We start from the raw sequence: 16,035 nt of genomic DNA, 5'->3' as shown, positions 1-16,035 counted from the left end.
TATGGGGAGCACCGCACTTGAACCAAAGTCAACGGCCTCTCTTCTAAGGACGGGGACCGCATGCCTGAAGAGCGCTGGAGCGATAAACGTCTCGATGACGCCATGCGAGTTCTCGTCTATCCCCATGAACTGGCCACCGGCGGCAGCCAGATCAACGCGCTCGAGCTTGCCGGCGCCGTCCGCGATCTGGGCCATGAGGTGGTCGTCTTCGCGACATCCGGCGTTCTGATCGACAAGGTCCGGCGGCTCGACTTGGAGTTCGTCGAGGCACCTGCCCGGAAACACGGCGTGGATCCCGCGACGATCCGCAAGCTGACGTCGACCGTCCGGGCCCGGGATATTGACGTTGTTCATCCTTATGAATGGGCCCCGAGCGTTGATACGGCCTTCGGACCCGGGCTGCGCTACGGAACACCAGCGGTCATGACTGTGCTTTCGATGGACGTACCGGATTTCCTGCCCCGGCATTTCCCACTCATTGTCGGCACGCATGCCCTCGCCGCCGAGGAGGCCCTCAGACGGACTCAAATCCAGGTGATGGAGCCGCCGGTCGACACGGAGCACAACAAGCCGTCCGCCGTGTCTGCGGCGCGACGGAAACTCAAGATCCCGCCGGGGCACCTGGTCATCAGCGTTGTGGGCCGGTTGACCACGGATCTGGAGAAGATCCTGGGCGTTGAGGCGGCCGTCCGGGTGGTTGACAGCTTGTCCGCACGAAGGCCGGTGGTGCTGCTGATCGCCGGCGGCGGCGACGGCCTCCCTACCGTGCACGCGGCCGCGCTGGCGGTGAACCGCCGGCACGGGCGCGATGTGGTCCGGGTCCATGGCAACGTCAGTGATCCCCGGCCGCTTTATGAAGCGGCGGATGTAGTTCTGGGAATGGGAAGCTCAGCGTTGCGCGGAATGGCGTACGCCAAGCCGCTCATCGTGCAGGGAACGGCCGGTTTCTGGAAGCTCGCCAGTCCGGAGACGGCACCCCAGTTCCTCCAGGAAGGGTGGTTTGGACACGGCGGTGGCGGTGCGGGCGAACTGCAGCAAATCCTCACTGGCCTGCTGGACAACGAGGAGTTGCGATCGGGCCTCGGTGCCTTCGGCCGGAAGCTGGTTGAGGACAGATACGCCCTGGACGCAGCGGCGCTGAGGCTCGAAGCCACCTACCGTTCCCTGCTGCTGACGCAGCAGGCACGTCGGCTCAACAGCTCCCTGTTCCGGACCGGCTACGAGGTCGCGAAATTCCGCGCTGTGATGAATCTCCGGAAGTCGGAACCACTCCGCCGTCTACGGAAGTCAGTGTTATGAGCCCTTCCCAGCCCGGGCTCGGCCGGAAGATTGGCCACGGACTTGCGTGGAGCAGCGTCAACAGCCTCGTTTTGAGACTGGGCAGCTTCGCGGTTGGAATCGCCCTCGCCAGGCTGCTGGCACCCGAACAGTTCGGCGTGTTCGCCATCGCACTGACCGTTCAGGCCGTTCTAATGACTCTTGCGGATCTGGGCATGAGCGCGGATTTGATCAGATCGGCGGAACCGGAGCGAAAAGCGCCCACGGTGGCGAGCCTCGGGCTGGCCTCAGGTGCCCTGCTGGCAATCACTATGGCCCTCTCGGGCCAGGGCGTCGCGGAATTGCTCGGCAGTCCTGCCTCCGGTCCGGTGATATCCATCATGGCATTTTCGTTGTTGCTGGCAGGGGCCGGAGTCGTGCCGTACGCTTCACTCCAACGCCGTTTCGCGCAGAAAGAGTTGTTCAGCATTGCGGCCGCCGACTTCGTCATCGGCACCGTACTGACGGTTGCCCTCATTCTGGCCGGCTGGGGCGTCATGGGCCTTGCCGTCGGGCGGCTCGTCTCCCAGGCCGTCGCCCTCGTGCTTCAGTTCGTCCTCTCCGGGGAAAGAGCGCGGTACGGGTTCGACCGGTCCGTGGCACCCGAGGTGCTGTCGTTCGGCCTTCCCGTCGCCGGCGCCAATATGCTCTCCTGGGTCCTGCTAAACGTCGACAACGTGGCCATTTCCCGGATGGCCGGACCGGTAGCCCTGGGCTTCTATTTCCTGGCGTTCAATGTGGCCAACTGGCCGATGAGTGCGCTGGGGCAGGTGGTCCGGTCCCTCGCGATACCTGCCTTTGCCCGGCTGGCCAAAGGAAGCGCGGACAAGAGTTTCGCAGCCGTCCTGGGTCCAACCTGGGCTGTGTCCCTCCTGGCCGGGCTCATGCTGGCCGTACTGGCGCACCCGGTCATTGACTTGGTTTACGGAACCATATGGCTGCCCGCCGTCGCGATCCTCGCCTGGCTGGGACTCTTCGGTGCGCTCCGTACCCTGTTCGACCTCGCCGCCTCGTATCTATTGGCTAGAGGTGCCTCCGCACCGACGCTGGTGGTGCAGATCCTCTGGATCGCCGCGCTGATCCCCGCTGTCCTGCTCGGCATCCGGGCCGGTGGAACCACCGGTGTTGCGATGGCGCATCTGGCCACGGCCGCCGTCATCGTCTGCCCGGCCTATGCGGTGGCCCTTCACCGCAGCGGAGCCGATCTCCGGTCCGTGGCCGCGCGCCTTTGGCCGCCCCTCGTCGCTGCGGTTCCGGCCGCCGCAGCGGCCGTCGCCGCCGTCGACTGGGCGCCGTCGTCGGTCGTGGGACTGCTCGCCGGCGGCCTGGCCGGCACGGCCACTTACACGCTCCTGCTGGGCCGGTGGTTTTGGCGCCAGATTCTTGAATTCAAGCGGTGGCTGGCGGCAGAAGGCACCGCGGCATCCGATCCGATCGTGGCGCGGGAGGCCACTACCGCAGGGGGAACACCGTGACACCGACGACCGGCAAGAAGATCAGAACCCGCCCGCGGAATGTCGCTGGTGAGCCGGCCACAGTCACGGTCGTCATTTCCTGCTACAACTATGGTCGCTACCTCCCCGGGGCAGTGCTCAGCGCCGTCAACCAGGACGGCGTGACCGTCGACGTTGTCGTAGTGGATGACGCCTCGACGGATGGCAGCCTCGAAGTGGCAAGGGAACTGTCCTCCGCACACGCGAACGTCAGGGTGTTGGCCCACGAAACCAACCGGGGCGTCGTGGAAACATTTAACGACGGCGCCAAATTAGCAAAGGGCGAGTTCCTTGTGCGCCTCGACGCCGATGACCTGCTGACCCCCGGCTCTCTTGGCCGCGCCGTCCCGGTGGCGCGAGCCCACCCCTCGGTGGGGCTCGTTTATGGGCATCCCCTGCACTTCTCTGACGGTGTGCTCCCCCGTCCGCGGCTGAGTCCCTCAGCGTGGACCATCTGGCCGGGGCGGGAGTGGCTGCTCGACCGCTGCCGCAGCGGCAGCAACGTTATCACTTCGCCCGAGGTCCTGATGCGAAGGTCTGTGCTGGAAAGAATCGGCTATCAGGCTCCGCTCAAGCACACGCATGACATGGAGCTCTGGTTCCGCTTCTCGGCATTCGCCGACGTTGCATACATTCATGGTGCCGACCAGGCCTGGCACCGCGAACACAGCGACAGCCTTTCTGCACGCGAAGTCGATGTGCTCGTTGATCTTAGGGAACGCCGAGAAGCGTTCGACGTTCTCTTTGACGGCCCCGCCGGCACGGTCGCGGAAGCGGGTGACCTGCGACGGCGGGCAACCCGGACACTGGTCAACGAAGCCCTGAAGACGGCCCGCAACGAACTGGACCGCGGCGCCGGGACGTCTGTGCTGTACGGATGTAGCCTTGAGTTGGCGCGGGAACTGGACCCCGGGGTGGTGCACAGCACCGCATGGGATCGACTAGCGCGGCGGACGGACCAGGCGGCCCGGTTCCCGCATCTCAGGGGTGGCGCATCGGCCCGGCGTCTGACGGCCCGGGTACGATCCGAGCTCCAGTGGTGGCGCTGGCACAGGAATGGAGTGTACTGATGAATGCTGAGGTACCATGCGGCTCCGGGCTGACGGTCCTGACCCCGAGTTACGGACCCGACGCCGAGTTGTGCGCTGACCTGAATCGTTCGGTGATGGAGATGACCGACGACGTCGAGCACCACATCGTTGTCCCGCGCAGTGACCGGAAGTACTTCAGCGAAATGGAGGGGACACGAACTTTCGTCCACGATGTTGGCGAGTTCCTGCCCCGCCATCTGGTGAAAGCACCGGGCGCAAACGTCTGGCTGAACACACGTCGCCCGTGGCCCCCCGTGCGCGGCTGGATCGCCCAGCAGCTCGTAAAGCTGTCTGCAGCGGCATCCTTCCAGTCCCGGGGCGTGCTGTTGATGGACTCCGACATGGTGCTGATCCGCAGGACTTCCCTGGACTCCTTCATGCTGAGCGGGAGACCAGCGTTCTACCGAAATCCCGGGGCGGTCCATGCAGGGCTGCCCTTGCACCGCAAATGGCACGAAACCTCGCGGTCGCTGCTGGGATTGGCGCCGCCACCGGCGGAAAACCTCCCCGACTACATAAGCTGGCCGTGCCTCTGGGAACCCGGAATTGTGCGCAGCCTGCTGTCCGCGGTCGAAGCACACACGGGCCGGACCTGGGCCACAGCCATCGGCAGCCAACTCCACTTCTCGGAAATGATTCTATACGGCGTGTACGTTGACGAAGTACTCGGTGGTGCGGAATCAACGACCTCCCGCATGAAGAGCGTCGTCTACTCGGAGGAACGCCCGTTAGGCCTTGCTGAACTGTCCGCGTTGATGTCCGGGGTCACGTCCGAAGAACTTGCCATCATGATTTCGGCAAAGTCGGGAACCGGACTCCACCATCGCCGGCAGGCCCTGGCCGACGTTCGGGGAACCCTGGCCGACGACAAGGAAAGGGGCTGACAATGGGGACTACACGGCGACTGGCGGACATAGCATCGCGGCTGAGACGGGACGGTGCCAGCGACGTCTTTCGGCGGGGTACAAGGAAGATCGCGCAGAGGGTCGGGGACCGGTTGAGCTGGACCGACCTAGATTTACCCCTGCGGCCGGAGGACATTGCAGATCCAGGGACGGTCCGCCTCCCGACGGACCATCCGGTGCGGGACGGCGGCCTGCATATCGGCTGGGTCTGCACGCCGCCTGGGGCCGGGTCCGGAGGGCATACGACGCTCTTCCGCATGGTCGAGGGCCTGGAGCGGCGCGGGCACAGGTGCACGCTGTTCCTCTACGACGTTAATTCCGACGATGTCACTTGCCATGAGGAAGTAATCCGGCGGTGCTGGCCGGGGATGAAGGCGACCATCAAGTCAGCGACGCCCAGCATTCAAGGTATTGATGCTGTTGTGGCCAGCTCCTGGCAGACGGCCCATGTGGTGGCGTCACGGATTGCGGGCCCCGTCCGCTGCTTCTACTTTGTCCAGGATTACGAACCATATTTCTATCCGCGCGGTTCCCTATACACGATTGCGGAACTGTCCTATCACTTGGGGCTGGGAATAATTGCTCTCGGCGACATGGTGGCGACGCAACTTCAGCGGGAATCAGGCGTCGCGCCCGCTACGACCGTCCCGTTTGGCTGCGACACGGAGGTCTACCGGATCCTGGATGAGTCCCGCATGCCCGGGCCGCGCAGCGGCATCGTCTTCTACGCCAAGCGGAGCACTGACCGCAGGGGGTACATGCTGGCCAAGCTCGCGCTGGAACACTTCCACGAGATGCATCCGGACGAGGAGATCCATGTCTACGGCGACCGCGTGGACAACTGGCGTATCCCTGTCACGAATCACGGAAGCCTTCCGCCGGCCGAACTGAACGAACTCTACAACCGCACCAGGGCCGGTCTGGTGATGTCGTTCACGAACATCTCCTTGGCTGCCGAGGAGCTTTTAGCTGCCGGCTGCGTGCCGGTCCTGAATGACTCGGTGATGGCCCGCGCCGATCTTCCCGGGGAGAACGCCGTCTGGGCCCGGCCGACCCCCGCCGTTCTGGCCTCCGCGCTTTCTTCAGTGGTCGACGATCAGCAGCGTGCAGCCGCTTCCGCCGCGCCATTTCGGGTCAGGCCGGGCTGGACCCAAACCCAGGCCATGGTGGCGGACCTGATCGAATCGGCGTGCAAAGGGGTCCTGAGCCGCTGATAACCCGGCCCGAAGCGCCGTCAGGGCCACGACGGGGGTCTAGAGGGCGCCTTTGTCCGCGCCCACCCGGCTCGGTTCCTCGTCTGTGGAAGGCGCGAACGGTTCAGGTCGCTCTTCGGGGCTCCCGGCCGAGCGTCGCAGACCTCCGCGCGTGCCTGGCGCCAGCCGTGATCCTGGCACTGGGGCAGGTGCGCCCTCCGAGCCCTTGGCGGCCTTCCAACCGGCGGAAGACGGGCCAGGCTTGAAAGGCGCGGACCGGGGACCGGAGGTGGGCGGCTGCCCGGTTGCCGTGTCCCCGCCCGTCGGGGACGTTGTCCTCCGGGCTGCCCGCCGCGTCCTCCCTGCCTCGACCACCCGGGCCAAAGAGACGGCCCCGAAGACCAGAATCGTGCCCACCAGAAACACGATGATCGCTGCCCGCAGGCGGTTGGAATACAGCTCAGTGGCACGGTCCGGCGTCGAAACCGTCATGGAGGTGAAGAGGTACGTCCTGTCCGCCCCGTTGACGCTCTGCATTTCCAGGAGGTCGGATTCGAGGGTCTTGCCCAGGGCTGTGGCGGTTGCTATGGCCTGCTCCTCCGAGTCACCGACCCCACGAATGTCGATGACAAAGCCATTGCCCCCGACACCACGGCTCACCGCATATTCGTTTCCCAGCCCTTCCGCTTGCAGCTTGTCAGCCGTGGCAAGTGCGTTCAGCCGGGTAATGAGCACATCGATGACCAGCGCAGGGTCTGCTGACCGCAGATATGGATTGTCCTTGTTCAAAAGGCCCAATTCCGGTTTCTTCTCGATGTCTTCGGACGTTGGCACGATCGGGTTCACCACCGCGTAACTCGTGCTGGCCTCGTACGACCGCGGACCGAACTGGTAAACGTACCCGGCGGCGAGAAGCGTGAGCAGCACGACCGGAAGAACGAAGAACTTGTGGTGCCACAAAGTCTTGAGCACGGCCAGAGGATCCATTAGATATCTCCATTTCGCGGAGTTGAGTCGGTTTTCGGCAAATCATTCCGCTGGGCGGCCGCGTCCGTGACAGCCAGGAGCTTCGCTTCGCGTTTGACGAGGATCCAGACGGCTCCGCCGAGACCAACGAACAAGGGGTAGACCAGGGCAAAGACTGGGAAAGAGAGGGAGTCGAACCCTAGGGAGCAGACACCGGCAACGAGGCCGGCTGCCGCGATGGCACCCGCCAGGCATTTCAAGGATTCAGTCCGGGCCACCCGGGCCGCCTGGACAGCAGCCAGTCCGGGGAGCAGCAGATAGAGAATCACCGCGAGCAGTCCAACAATCCCAAGGGTCACGGCCGTGTTCAGGTACTGGTTGTCCAGGATGAAGACCGCGTTTTGCGGTATGTAGTTGCCCGGGCCCGTTCCAAAGACGGGACGTTCCTCGAACATGGCGGCCACTCGGGGATAGTTATTCGTTCGGTTGCTGATCGAGGGGTCGCTCTCATCGGCGGTGACACTGGCGCTGATCGTGCTGACGAGACCCGGAACAGTCAGGAACAGTGCCGCCAGCACGACCGGAAAGACCATGCCCAGCCAACGCCTGGCGCCTTGTGGCAGGAAGGGCAGGCACGTCAGCATGCCCACTGCGAGGCCGAGCACGCCGGAACGGGACACTGTGGACGCCACCGCGAACACCAAGAGCGCCGTTCCGCACCAGTGCACCCACTTGCGGCCAACGGGATCGTAGAGACCCCGCCAGATGGACAGCGGCAGCAGCATCGCCGCGACGACGGCGAGCTCTATGGAGTGGAACGTACTGCCGGACACCCGGACGAGGGCGCCGCGGTCTTGGAAGGCTGTATCACCGCCGTTATAGGTGAAGCCCGGCATGGCCGCCTGGACCCATTCCATAGGGTTGACCCGGAAGTAGAACTGGACCACCGCCACCAGGCAACAGAAGACGCCGCCTGCTAACAGGGCTCTCACCAGCACCAATGCATCTGTCATTGTTTTGATACGTTCCGCAATTACCAAAACTATTCCCGCGCTGGCCGCCAGAAGAATCAGCCATCGGTCGGCGGACGCCCGGACAACAGGGGTGCTGCCCCCTGTCCAGCCAGATACAAGCCCAATATAAGACAGGCACGATGCCAGGATCAGGGCGACGAGGGCGAGCCTGCCCGGGTGCCTGTAGCCAATCGGATCGTGCAAACCCAGAAGTAAAGACACCGCCCAGAGCAGGAAGAGCCCGGCCGAGAGCAGCAGCGGCACTGTTCCGGCCGCCCCCAAGCCGCCCAGCACCATGCTGGAAGGGAAGAAGAAGATCCCAAACGCGATAATTCGAAGAAGCAGCGGCGGATGGCCCTTCCTCGCCTGCGTTATTTCAAAGTCGGCAAATTCGGAGCAGCGCGGTTGTGACGCATTGAATCGATGCTCCGTGATTCCGACAGTACCGGGCATGCATTTCCCCAACCTACCTAGACGACCTCGGAGTCACCGCTACGCAGGTGCCCGTCTTTTCTGACAGTAGCCGCTGGCGCCTGCTGGAAACAGTATTTTTCTGAAAACGTCATTTTCGATGGTGGCTTTACGGGAGGCGCTATCTGAGTAGGATGGCCCAAGGCCCGCGTGCCGGACCGTCCCCCGAAGACCTTCAAACTTTGAAGGGGTTTACATGGCTCGATTCGGATATTTGATCCCTGAGTTTCCAGGGCAGACCCACGGCTTCTTCTGGCGTGAACTGGCCGCACTAAGGACCCTGGGAATGGAACCGGAACTTATCTCTACCCGCCGCCCCAAAGCGGGGAAGGTGTCCCATGGGTGGGCGAGCGCCGCGGAAACCGAGACGCACTACCTCGTGCCCGCTGCGCCCGCGAACCTTATCGTTGCGTCAGCAATCCTCCTCCAGGGACTCTTTTCCGGTCGGGCGGCCGTCTTGCTTGGGTCGGCCAGGGGGTACAGCGCCGGGCAGGCACAGGCTGGCGGCCTGCGGCCACGTGTCATTGGGGCTCTCCGTCTTGCCTCGCTTCTGCTTGCCGCTGCGGACCTGGTAAGGGTTGCCCGTCGCAGGGGGTGGACGCACGTCCACGTCCACTCCTGTGCCGACTCCGCCCAGGTCGCACTCTTTGCCCATCGGCTCTCTGGCCTCCCGTACAGCCTGACGCTTCACGGTCCCCTGGCCGACTACGGCCCGAATCAAGCGGACAAATGGCGGAACGCCGCTTTTGGCGTGGTCATCACGAAAAGGCTCCTCGGGGACATCGAGGCACAGCTGGGCGGGGCACTTCCGGGCAGAATTGCAGTGGCGCCCATGGGGGTCGACACAACAAACTTCACGAGGAACTTCCCATATGAACCCTGGACAGGCGAGGGACCGGCCAAAATATTCAGTTGTGGCAGGCTCAACCCCAGCAAAGGCCACAAAGACCTACTTGCCGCGGTCCGCCTGCTGACGGATTCAGGAATAGACGCACGGCTCGTCATCGCGGGCGAGGACGAGCTGGGCGGAACCGGATACCGCCTTGAGCTTGAGCGGCTCATCGCCGAGTTGGACTTGGCCGGCAGGGTCTCGCTCCTCGGTGCCGTCTCCGAAGGTGTGATCCGAACCGGGCTGGAAGATGCACACGTTTTTGCTCTGGCGAGCCATGCCGAGCCCCTCGGCGTCGCCATCATGGAGGCTATGTCGTTGTCCGTCCCCGTGGTGGTTACCGGCGCCGGGGGCGTCCCGGAGTTGGTGCAGGACCAGCACAGCGGCCTTCTGGTCCGCACCAACAATCCCGCCCACTTGGCGGCTGCCCTCGCCCGCGTGCTGAACACACCAGACTTGGCGGGCCAGCTGGGCACGGAAGGTCGGCGCCGCGTGGCCAACCGGTTTGACAGCACCCGCGGTGCAGGAATCCTGGCACAACTCATTCGAGGGGTATAGCTCGTGAAACGCAGACCAGAACACTCTCAAGCCGTCATGTCAGCCGTCGTTTGTTTAGCGGCAGCGCTGTTGTTCAGCGGAAGCGGGGCGCCACCAGGGCAAGCTTTTGTCAGGAATGCCGGAAGCGAACCGGCACCTGCAGAAAGTGCGGCAGCCACCGTTCTTCGCAATGTGGATGGAGGCCCCGGTTTCTATGGGACATTCGCGAACTCATTGCCCGCCGCGCCGGAGTATTTCCCTCTTGGTGTGTGGCTGGAAAGCGTTCTAGAGCCGGGCGACATCGAAATGGACAAACGTGTCGGGCTGAACACCTACGTGAACCTGACGGCGAACTCCAATACCGCGCTGCTGCGGCCCGCCGGTGTCCATGCAGTGACCAGCGAACCCTCTGCATGGAGCTCGGGCCTTGTCCTTGCCGATGAGCCGGACATGTGGGCGGGCCCCGGGTCCTCAGTATGGACCGGTAAGTGGCCCGGGCAAGGGGAAGTCTGCAACCCCGCGGGGACACCTTGTGGCTATTCCGTTCAACGGACGCTGTCAGCAGCCATTGCCGACGGAACCCTGAAATATGCCAACTACGGCAAGGGTGTCAGCTTCTGGGAGAGTGACGAACAGGCATCTGTCTTCGTCAATGAGTTTCAGGACGTGGTTTCGGTCGACAACTACTGGTTCACCGACCCCAACATCTGCGGCCAGGGCGAGGGTGGCGGGCGGCTGGGCGGGGGGCGGAACCTGACGGACCAGGAGTGCCGGCTGGCCGCCAACTATGGCTGGACAGTTGACCGGGTCCGATCCCTGATCCGGCCGGCCGGCAACAAACCGGTGTGGGCTTTTGTCGAGGTTGGGCATCCGGCCGGCGAGGCCGAAGCCCCCACGATCACTGGCCCGCAGCTAAGAGGCGCTGTCTGGAGCAGTTTGATCCACGGTGCACGGGGAATTGTCTATTTCAACCACAGTTTCGGTGGCCCGTGCCAGTCCTTCCACATCCTGCGGGAACCCTGTGGTGACGAGATTCGGCCCTGGGTGACCGCCGTCAACCGGCAAATTACCGGCCTCGCCCCCGTCCTTAACGCGCCGTTCCTGGACGGGGCCTTGGCCCACGCCGCGGGGGTTGACGCAGCCGTGAAAGTGCACGGGGACGCTCTCTACGTTCTCGCCGGTTCGGCGCAGGCGAACCGGCAAGCAGCCGAATTCACTCTGGGGTGCCTGCCGGCCTCGGCCGTGACCGCAACAGTCCTGGACGAGGACCGCACGGTGGCTATCAGCAACGGCACCTTCAGGGACACCTTCGAGGACGGCAATGCGGTCCATCTCTACCGGATCGACGGGGCCGCCGCTGCCTGCGCGCCCTAGCCCGGCCACAGCCTAATCCCAGGGCCCCTACGCCGCCGCCGTGCGGAAGAACAGCTCCGTCACCATCGCAAGCCGGTAGGGGTCCTGGACGCCGCAGAGCTCGCGGGCGGAGTGCATCGACAGCAGCGGCACGCCGACGTCGACCGTCCGGATGCCAAGGCGGGTGGCGGTCAGTGGCCCGATCGTGGAGCCGCAGGGCATCACGTTGTTGGAGACGAACTCCTGGTACGGGATGCCGGCGTCCGAGCACAGTCGCGCCCAGAGGGCGGCGCCGGTGGCGTCCGTGGCGTAGCGCTGGTTGGCGTTGATCTTCAGCAGCGGGCCCCCGTTCAAGGCCGGCCGGTTGGCCGGATCGTGCCGTTCGGCATAGTTGGGGTGGACGGCGTGCCCAGCGTCGGCGGACACACAGAACGACGCCGCGAAAGCCTGCCGCCGCTGGCTCACCGAGGCCCCCAGTCCGTCGGAAATCCGCACCAGCACATCCTCGAGGATGGGGCCGCTCGCGCCTGACCGGGAGGCCGAACCGATCTCCTCATGGTCGAACGCGGCCAGCACGGCAATCGGTGTCCCGGCCGGCAGGGGCGCGGCGGCGTGGTTGATCAGCGCCGTGAGCCCGGCGTGGGTGGCCGACAGGTTGTCCAGCCGGCCGGAGGCGAAGAACTCGCCCTTCGCGCCGAACACGGCGGGGGCCTGGGTGTCCGCGATGACGACGTCGTAGCCGCCGATCAGGGCACCGTCCACGTCCGCGCCGGCAACCCGGTCGGCCAGCAGGCCCAGCAGGTCCTCCCCGGCCGGGTCGCCCAGCCCGTAGACCGGGTTCATGTGCTGCTGCTTGTCCAGGGCGAGCCCCTCGTTCACGGCGCGGTCCAGGTGGATGGCCAGCTGAGGGAAGCGCAGCAGCGGCCCGGTGGCGGTGAGGTGCTGGGTGCCGTCCCGCATCACCAGGCGTCCGGCGAGCTGCAGTTCGCGGTCCAGCCAGGAGTTCAGCAGCGGGCCGCCGTAGACCTCGACGCCGGCCTGCAGCCAGCCGAACCTGCCGGTCGTGGGCTTGGGTTTGAGCTTGAACGACGGCGAATCGGTGTGCGCGCCCAGGATGTTGAAGCCGGTGGTCGGACCGGCCGTCTCCGGCGTCACCCAGGCGATGATCGCGCCGTCGCGGATCACGTAGAACTTCCCTGTACCGTCGGCCTTGGAGGCCGCGTCCCAGGGCTGCAGTTCGTCGAGGGCGGTGAATCCTGCCCCGTTCAGCCGGCGGGCGGCCTCGTGGACGGCGTGGAAGCTCGACGGCGACGCGGTGACGTACGTGCCGAGGTCCTGGATGTGGGCTGCGGCGGTGGGCTGTGAAGGCATGGCTTCGAGTCTAGCGCCGTGCCGTCGGGCCGGACGGTTCCTATACTGTGACGTTGAGTCCGGCCGTGTACCCGCCGGACACCGATCCGGTCATCGTGGCGAGCTGGTAGATGCCGCCGTCGTTGCCGAAGACATTGTCCGACTTCAGCGTGGTCCTCGGGAAGTTCCGGGCGCTGGATTCGTAGCCGGCAGAGGCGTACACCTCCTTGCAAGCGGCGTCCGTCAACGCGATCTGGGACACCGCGAGGACCTGCCCCGCGGCCGTCGCGTTATCCATGGACTCGAACACTTCGAAGTGGATGTGGGGCCAGCGGCCGCTGTACGCGCCGGGGAAGATGGTTTGGAAAATCACCTGGCCGTTGGCGTCTGCCGCCTGCACGCCGCGGAGGTAGTTCTCGTTCTTGAGCCCTGCGTCGTACATGGAGTACTTGCCGGCCTTGTCGCAGTGCCAGGCGTAGACGGCGGCCCCGGACAGGGGCGCGCAGCCGTTGGCGTTGTCGAGCAAGGTCAGCGTGACGGTGAGCGGGACGCCGTCGGCCGTGGTGCTGGAGGTCCCGAAGCTGGAGGTGATGTCCTGCCGGACCACGCCCGAGGCGGCCAGCACATTGGGGCCGTTGGATCCGTCACCCGGGTACGGGCCGGCGGTTTCCTGGGGAATTTCAACTCCGCACTCGGCGATGGCCCGCGTCAGGGTGGGTGAGGCGGAGGGCGTGCTGGTGGCCGCTGTGCTGGAGGCGGCCGGCGTCGGCGTCGACGCCGCTAAGGCTGTGGAGGACTCGGCAGCCGTGGAGGAGCCGCCCGGCGTGCAGGCAGCGAGGGCGGCGGCCGTGCCGGCCCCAAGGAACATGCCCAGCGAGCGGCGACTGATGAGGGTGGAGAGGTCGAATTCCAGGCCGCGGTCGTGGTTGGGGTGCGGCTCGTGCGGTGGCTGCGGAGAAGAAGTCATGCGTCCATGGAACCCCGGGGCACTATGCACTGACTAGGCCCTCCCTGTGAACCCGCTGTGGTTTGCGCCGGAGCGGCCCGGGCGACCGTTGGACATGCCCTCCGCGCGGCGGGACATGCCCTCCGCGCGGCGGGACATGCCCTCCCCGCGCGCCCAGCGCTGGGCATGTCCCCTACACCCGCTGGACATGCCCTCCGCGAGTGGCGGCGAGTGGACATGGTGCCAATATGTCCAATGTTCCCCGCCAGCACTGGGCATGTCCCCGGGTGCGGACGAGCCGTGGGCTGGGCATGTCCCCGCGCTGGCGAGCCGGGGTGTCAGTAGTCCGGGTTGCTCGGCACGACCAGTCCGGTCTCGTACGCGTAGACGACCGCCTGGACCCGGTCCCGCAGGTGCAGCTTGTTGAGGATCCGGCGCACGTGGGTTTTGACGGTTGCCTCGGAGAGGAAGTACCGGTGCGCGATCTCGGCGTTGGAAAGCCCCTCGGCCATCGCGCCCAGCATCTCGGTTTCGCGTGGTGTCAGGTCTTCGAGCAGCGGGTCCCGGTCCGGGCGGACCCCGGCGCGGGTCCCCCGGCCGGACGCGGCGCCCGTGGAGCCGCCAGTCAAGGCACCGCCGGGCAGGAACCCGGACGGCGCCGACGCGGCAGGCGTGCCCGCGGCGGCACCAGCGGCCCCGTTGTCCCGGACATACGTTTCCAGCAGCCGCCGGGTGATGCGTGGCGCCACCACCGCGTCCCCGCTCGCCACCACCCGGACGGCGCTGACCAGTTCGGCGGGCGCCACGTCCTTGAGCAGGAAGGCCGAGGCCCCGGCCTGGAGCCCCGCGAAGGCGTATTCATCGAGGTCGAAGGTGGTGAGGATGATGACTTTGGCGTGGGCCCCGGACGCGGTGATGGCCCGCGTGGCCCCGATTCCGTCCAGCACCGGCATCCGCACGTCCATCAGCACGACATCAGGGGCGAGATCAAGGACCTGGTCCACGGCCTCGGCGCCGTCGGACGCCTCGCCCACGATGCTCAGACCTTCCTCGCCCTCCAGGATCAGCCGGAAGCCCATCCTCAGGAGCGGCTGGTCGTCGGCCAGCAGGATGCGGATCGGTCCGCTTCCGCTCATCGTCTGCGCCTCACTCATGCGCCCTCACTTCCGGTTGTCGCCGTTCCAGTACAGCACGGCGTGCACGCGCCAGCCGTGATCGGTGCTGCGTCCTGCCGCCACGGTGCCCGCGTAGATTCGGGCGCGTTCCAGCATCCCGGCGAGCCCCTGGCCGGTGCCCACCGAGCCGGGGGAATCCCGTGCCCCCGGCGCCGCGGCCGAGCGGACGGAACCGACGGAGCCCTTGCCGTCGTCGTCGACGTCGATGGTGACCATTGGTCCGTCCCGGACAATCGCCACATCCACCCGGCCCAGCGAGCGGCCGTAGCGCAGCACGTTCGTCAGCGACTCCTGCACGATCCGGTACACCGTCAGCTGGAACGCGGCATCGTCCGGCAGTGCCGGTCCGGTGTGCGAATAGTGCAGCGGGAGGCCCGCGGTGCGGAAGCCCTGCATCAGTTTGCTCAGGCTGTCCCCTGCCCCGAGCGGTTCGCGCGGGGCCTGCCCCGGTGCCGCATCGTCGCGAAGGACGCCCAGGACGCGGCGCATGTCCGCCAGCGCGGTGCGGCCGGTGCGGGAGAGTTCCCCGAGCACCTCTGCCGCCCGCGCCGGGTCCGTCCGGCCCACGACGGCGGCCCCGTCCGAAAGGCTGATCATCACCGTGAGCGAATGAGCGACGACGTCGTGCATTTCTCGGGCGATGCGGTTGCGTTCCGTGACCGAGCCTAGCCGCGTGGCCCCCGCGGCCCAGGCGGCCATCTCCTGCTGGTGCTCGCGGCCCTGCCGAACCGAGACGCCAATCCCGGTGGCGATGACGTTGGAGAGCACAATGCTGACGACGGCGGCAATGCTGCTGATCAGCTGAAAGTTCTCCGGGGTGTTAACCCCCATGTCCGGCAGCCTGCCATCCAGCGGCCCGACTGCCAGCAGGAAGTACAGGAATACCAGCGGCGCCGTGGCCGCCGCCAGGCAGGCCAGCGCGAAACGGCGGCTGCGCACCACCGCCACGGAGTAGAGCGCGAACCACAGCCCGGCGGAGATGTTGGACCCCCAGGGGTGCAACAGGGTCACGCCCACTTCCAGCACTGCCACCACGGCGACCACCGGTACCGGATGGCTCCGCCGGAACAGCAGCGCCGCCGCGGCCCCCGCGAGCAGCACGGCGGCCGGCCAGGCGCCGTCGAGCACCGATTCCACCGCCGTGGGGGTAACCAGCAGCAGGTAGCAGGCCACCACGACGGCGTCCATGGCCCGCGGATGCTGGAACAGGTACCGGCGGATCCGGCCCCGCCGCCGCGCACTGATTTCAGCGAAGGACGCGTCAGCCCGGTCGGCCGGCGCGTCCTTCACTGGAACTTCATCGATCATGCACTGAGCCTAGACGGTGACCCGGAAG

13 protein-coding genes are annotated in these 16,035 nt (G+C 66.0%); 7 read left to right on the top strand and 6 right to left on the bottom strand.

The window, feature by feature from the left end:
* Window positions 1-60 precede the first annotated feature (60 nt).
* From J2X01_RS06415 to J2X01_RS06395, 5 genes are all read left to right on the top strand, one after another.
* Window positions 61-1,299 carry a glycosyltransferase family 4 protein gene (locus J2X01_RS06415; protein ID WP_310051968.1) on the top strand — a complete coding sequence of 413 codons (1,239 nt, stop codon included), beginning with the start codon at window positions 61-63 and terminating at the stop codon, window positions 1,297-1,299.
* Window positions 1,296-2,792: a lipopolysaccharide biosynthesis protein gene (locus J2X01_RS06410; RefSeq protein ID WP_310051966.1), complete on the top strand. Its 1,497-nt coding sequence runs from the start codon at window positions 1,296-1,298 to the stop codon at window positions 2,790-2,792. Before J2X01_RS06415 ends, J2X01_RS06410 begins: the two co-directional genes overlap by 4 nt.
* The gene (locus J2X01_RS06405; RefSeq protein WP_310051963.1) at window positions 2,789-3,880 is read left to right on the top strand and encodes a glycosyltransferase family 2 protein; all 1,092 of its coding nucleotides are present in this window, start codon (window positions 2,789-2,791) and stop codon (window positions 3,878-3,880) included. Before J2X01_RS06410 ends, J2X01_RS06405 begins: the two co-directional genes overlap by 4 nt.
* Window positions 3,880-4,785, top strand: a complete 906-nt coding sequence (locus J2X01_RS06400; protein ID WP_310051961.1) for a DUF6492 family protein — start codon at window positions 3,880-3,882, stop codon at window positions 4,783-4,785. The genes J2X01_RS06405 and J2X01_RS06400 overlap by 1 nt, the downstream gene beginning before the upstream one ends.
* Window positions 4,786-5,063: 278 nt before the next feature.
* On the top strand, window positions 5,064-6,020 hold the full coding sequence (locus J2X01_RS06395; protein ID WP_310051958.1) for a rhamnosyltransferase WsaF family glycosyltransferase: 957 nt from the start codon (window positions 5,064-5,066) through the stop codon (window positions 6,018-6,020).
* Window positions 6,021-6,059: 39 nt separating this feature from the next.
* On the opposite strand, the gene J2X01_RS06390 is transcribed toward J2X01_RS06395, so the two are convergent.
* Both J2X01_RS06390 and J2X01_RS06385 read right to left on the bottom strand, forming a co-directional pair.
* Window positions 6,060-6,986 carry a chain-length determining protein gene (locus J2X01_RS06390; protein WP_310051956.1) on the bottom strand — a complete coding sequence of 309 codons (927 nt, stop codon included), beginning with the start codon at window positions 6,984-6,986 and terminating at the stop codon, window positions 6,060-6,062.
* Window positions 6,986-7,978: an O-antigen ligase family protein gene (locus J2X01_RS06385; protein ID WP_310051954.1), complete on the bottom strand. Its 993-nt coding sequence runs from the start codon at window positions 7,976-7,978 to the stop codon at window positions 6,986-6,988. Before J2X01_RS06385 ends, J2X01_RS06390 begins: the two co-directional genes overlap by 1 nt.
* A gap of 667 nt (window positions 7,979-8,645) precedes the next feature.
* Here J2X01_RS06385 and epsE point away from each other — a divergent pair.
* Together epsE and J2X01_RS06375 are read left to right on the top strand one after the other, a co-directional pair.
* Window positions 8,646-9,896 (top strand): exopolysaccharide biosynthesis GT4 family glycosyltransferase EpsE, encoded by a 1,251-nt coding sequence (gene epsE, locus J2X01_RS06380; RefSeq protein ID WP_310051951.1) that lies wholly within the window; start codon window positions 8,646-8,648, stop codon window positions 9,894-9,896.
* A gap of 246 nt (window positions 9,897-10,142) precedes the next feature.
* Entirely contained in the window at window positions 10,143-11,249 is a 1,107-nt protein-coding gene (locus J2X01_RS06375) for a hypothetical protein (protein ID WP_310051949.1), read from the top strand.
* Between the two features lie 27 nt (window positions 11,250-11,276).
* On the opposite strand, the gene J2X01_RS06370 is transcribed toward J2X01_RS06375, so the two are convergent.
* From J2X01_RS06370 to J2X01_RS06355, 4 genes are all read right to left on the bottom strand, one after another.
* Entirely contained in the window at window positions 11,277-12,599 is a 1,323-nt protein-coding gene (locus tag J2X01_RS06370; RefSeq protein WP_310051946.1) for a M18 family aminopeptidase, read from the bottom strand.
* Between the two features lie 40 nt (window positions 12,600-12,639).
* Window positions 12,640-13,545 (bottom strand): intradiol ring-cleavage dioxygenase, encoded by a 906-nt coding sequence (locus tag J2X01_RS06365; RefSeq protein WP_310051944.1) that lies wholly within the window; start codon window positions 13,543-13,545, stop codon window positions 12,640-12,642.
* A 317-nt stretch (window positions 13,546-13,862) separates the two neighbouring features.
* Window positions 13,863-14,660, bottom strand: coding sequence for a response regulator (locus tag J2X01_RS06360; protein WP_310052343.1), 798 nt, complete (start codon window positions 14,658-14,660; stop codon window positions 13,863-13,865).
* Window positions 14,661-14,684: 24 nt separating this feature from the next.
* Window positions 14,685-16,007, bottom strand: coding sequence for a sensor histidine kinase (locus tag J2X01_RS06355; RefSeq protein WP_310051941.1), 1,323 nt, complete (start codon window positions 16,005-16,007; stop codon window positions 14,685-14,687).
* Window positions 16,008-16,035: the final 28 nt, after the last annotated feature.

Source organism: Arthrobacter ginsengisoli, from assembly GCF_031456935.1.
Taxonomy (GTDB): domain Bacteria; phylum Actinomycetota; class Actinomycetes; order Actinomycetales; family Micrococcaceae; genus Arthrobacter; species Arthrobacter ginsengisoli.
The sequence above is the reverse complement of the archived record's forward strand: the minus strand, read 5'-3'. Positions and strand labels throughout refer to the sequence as shown.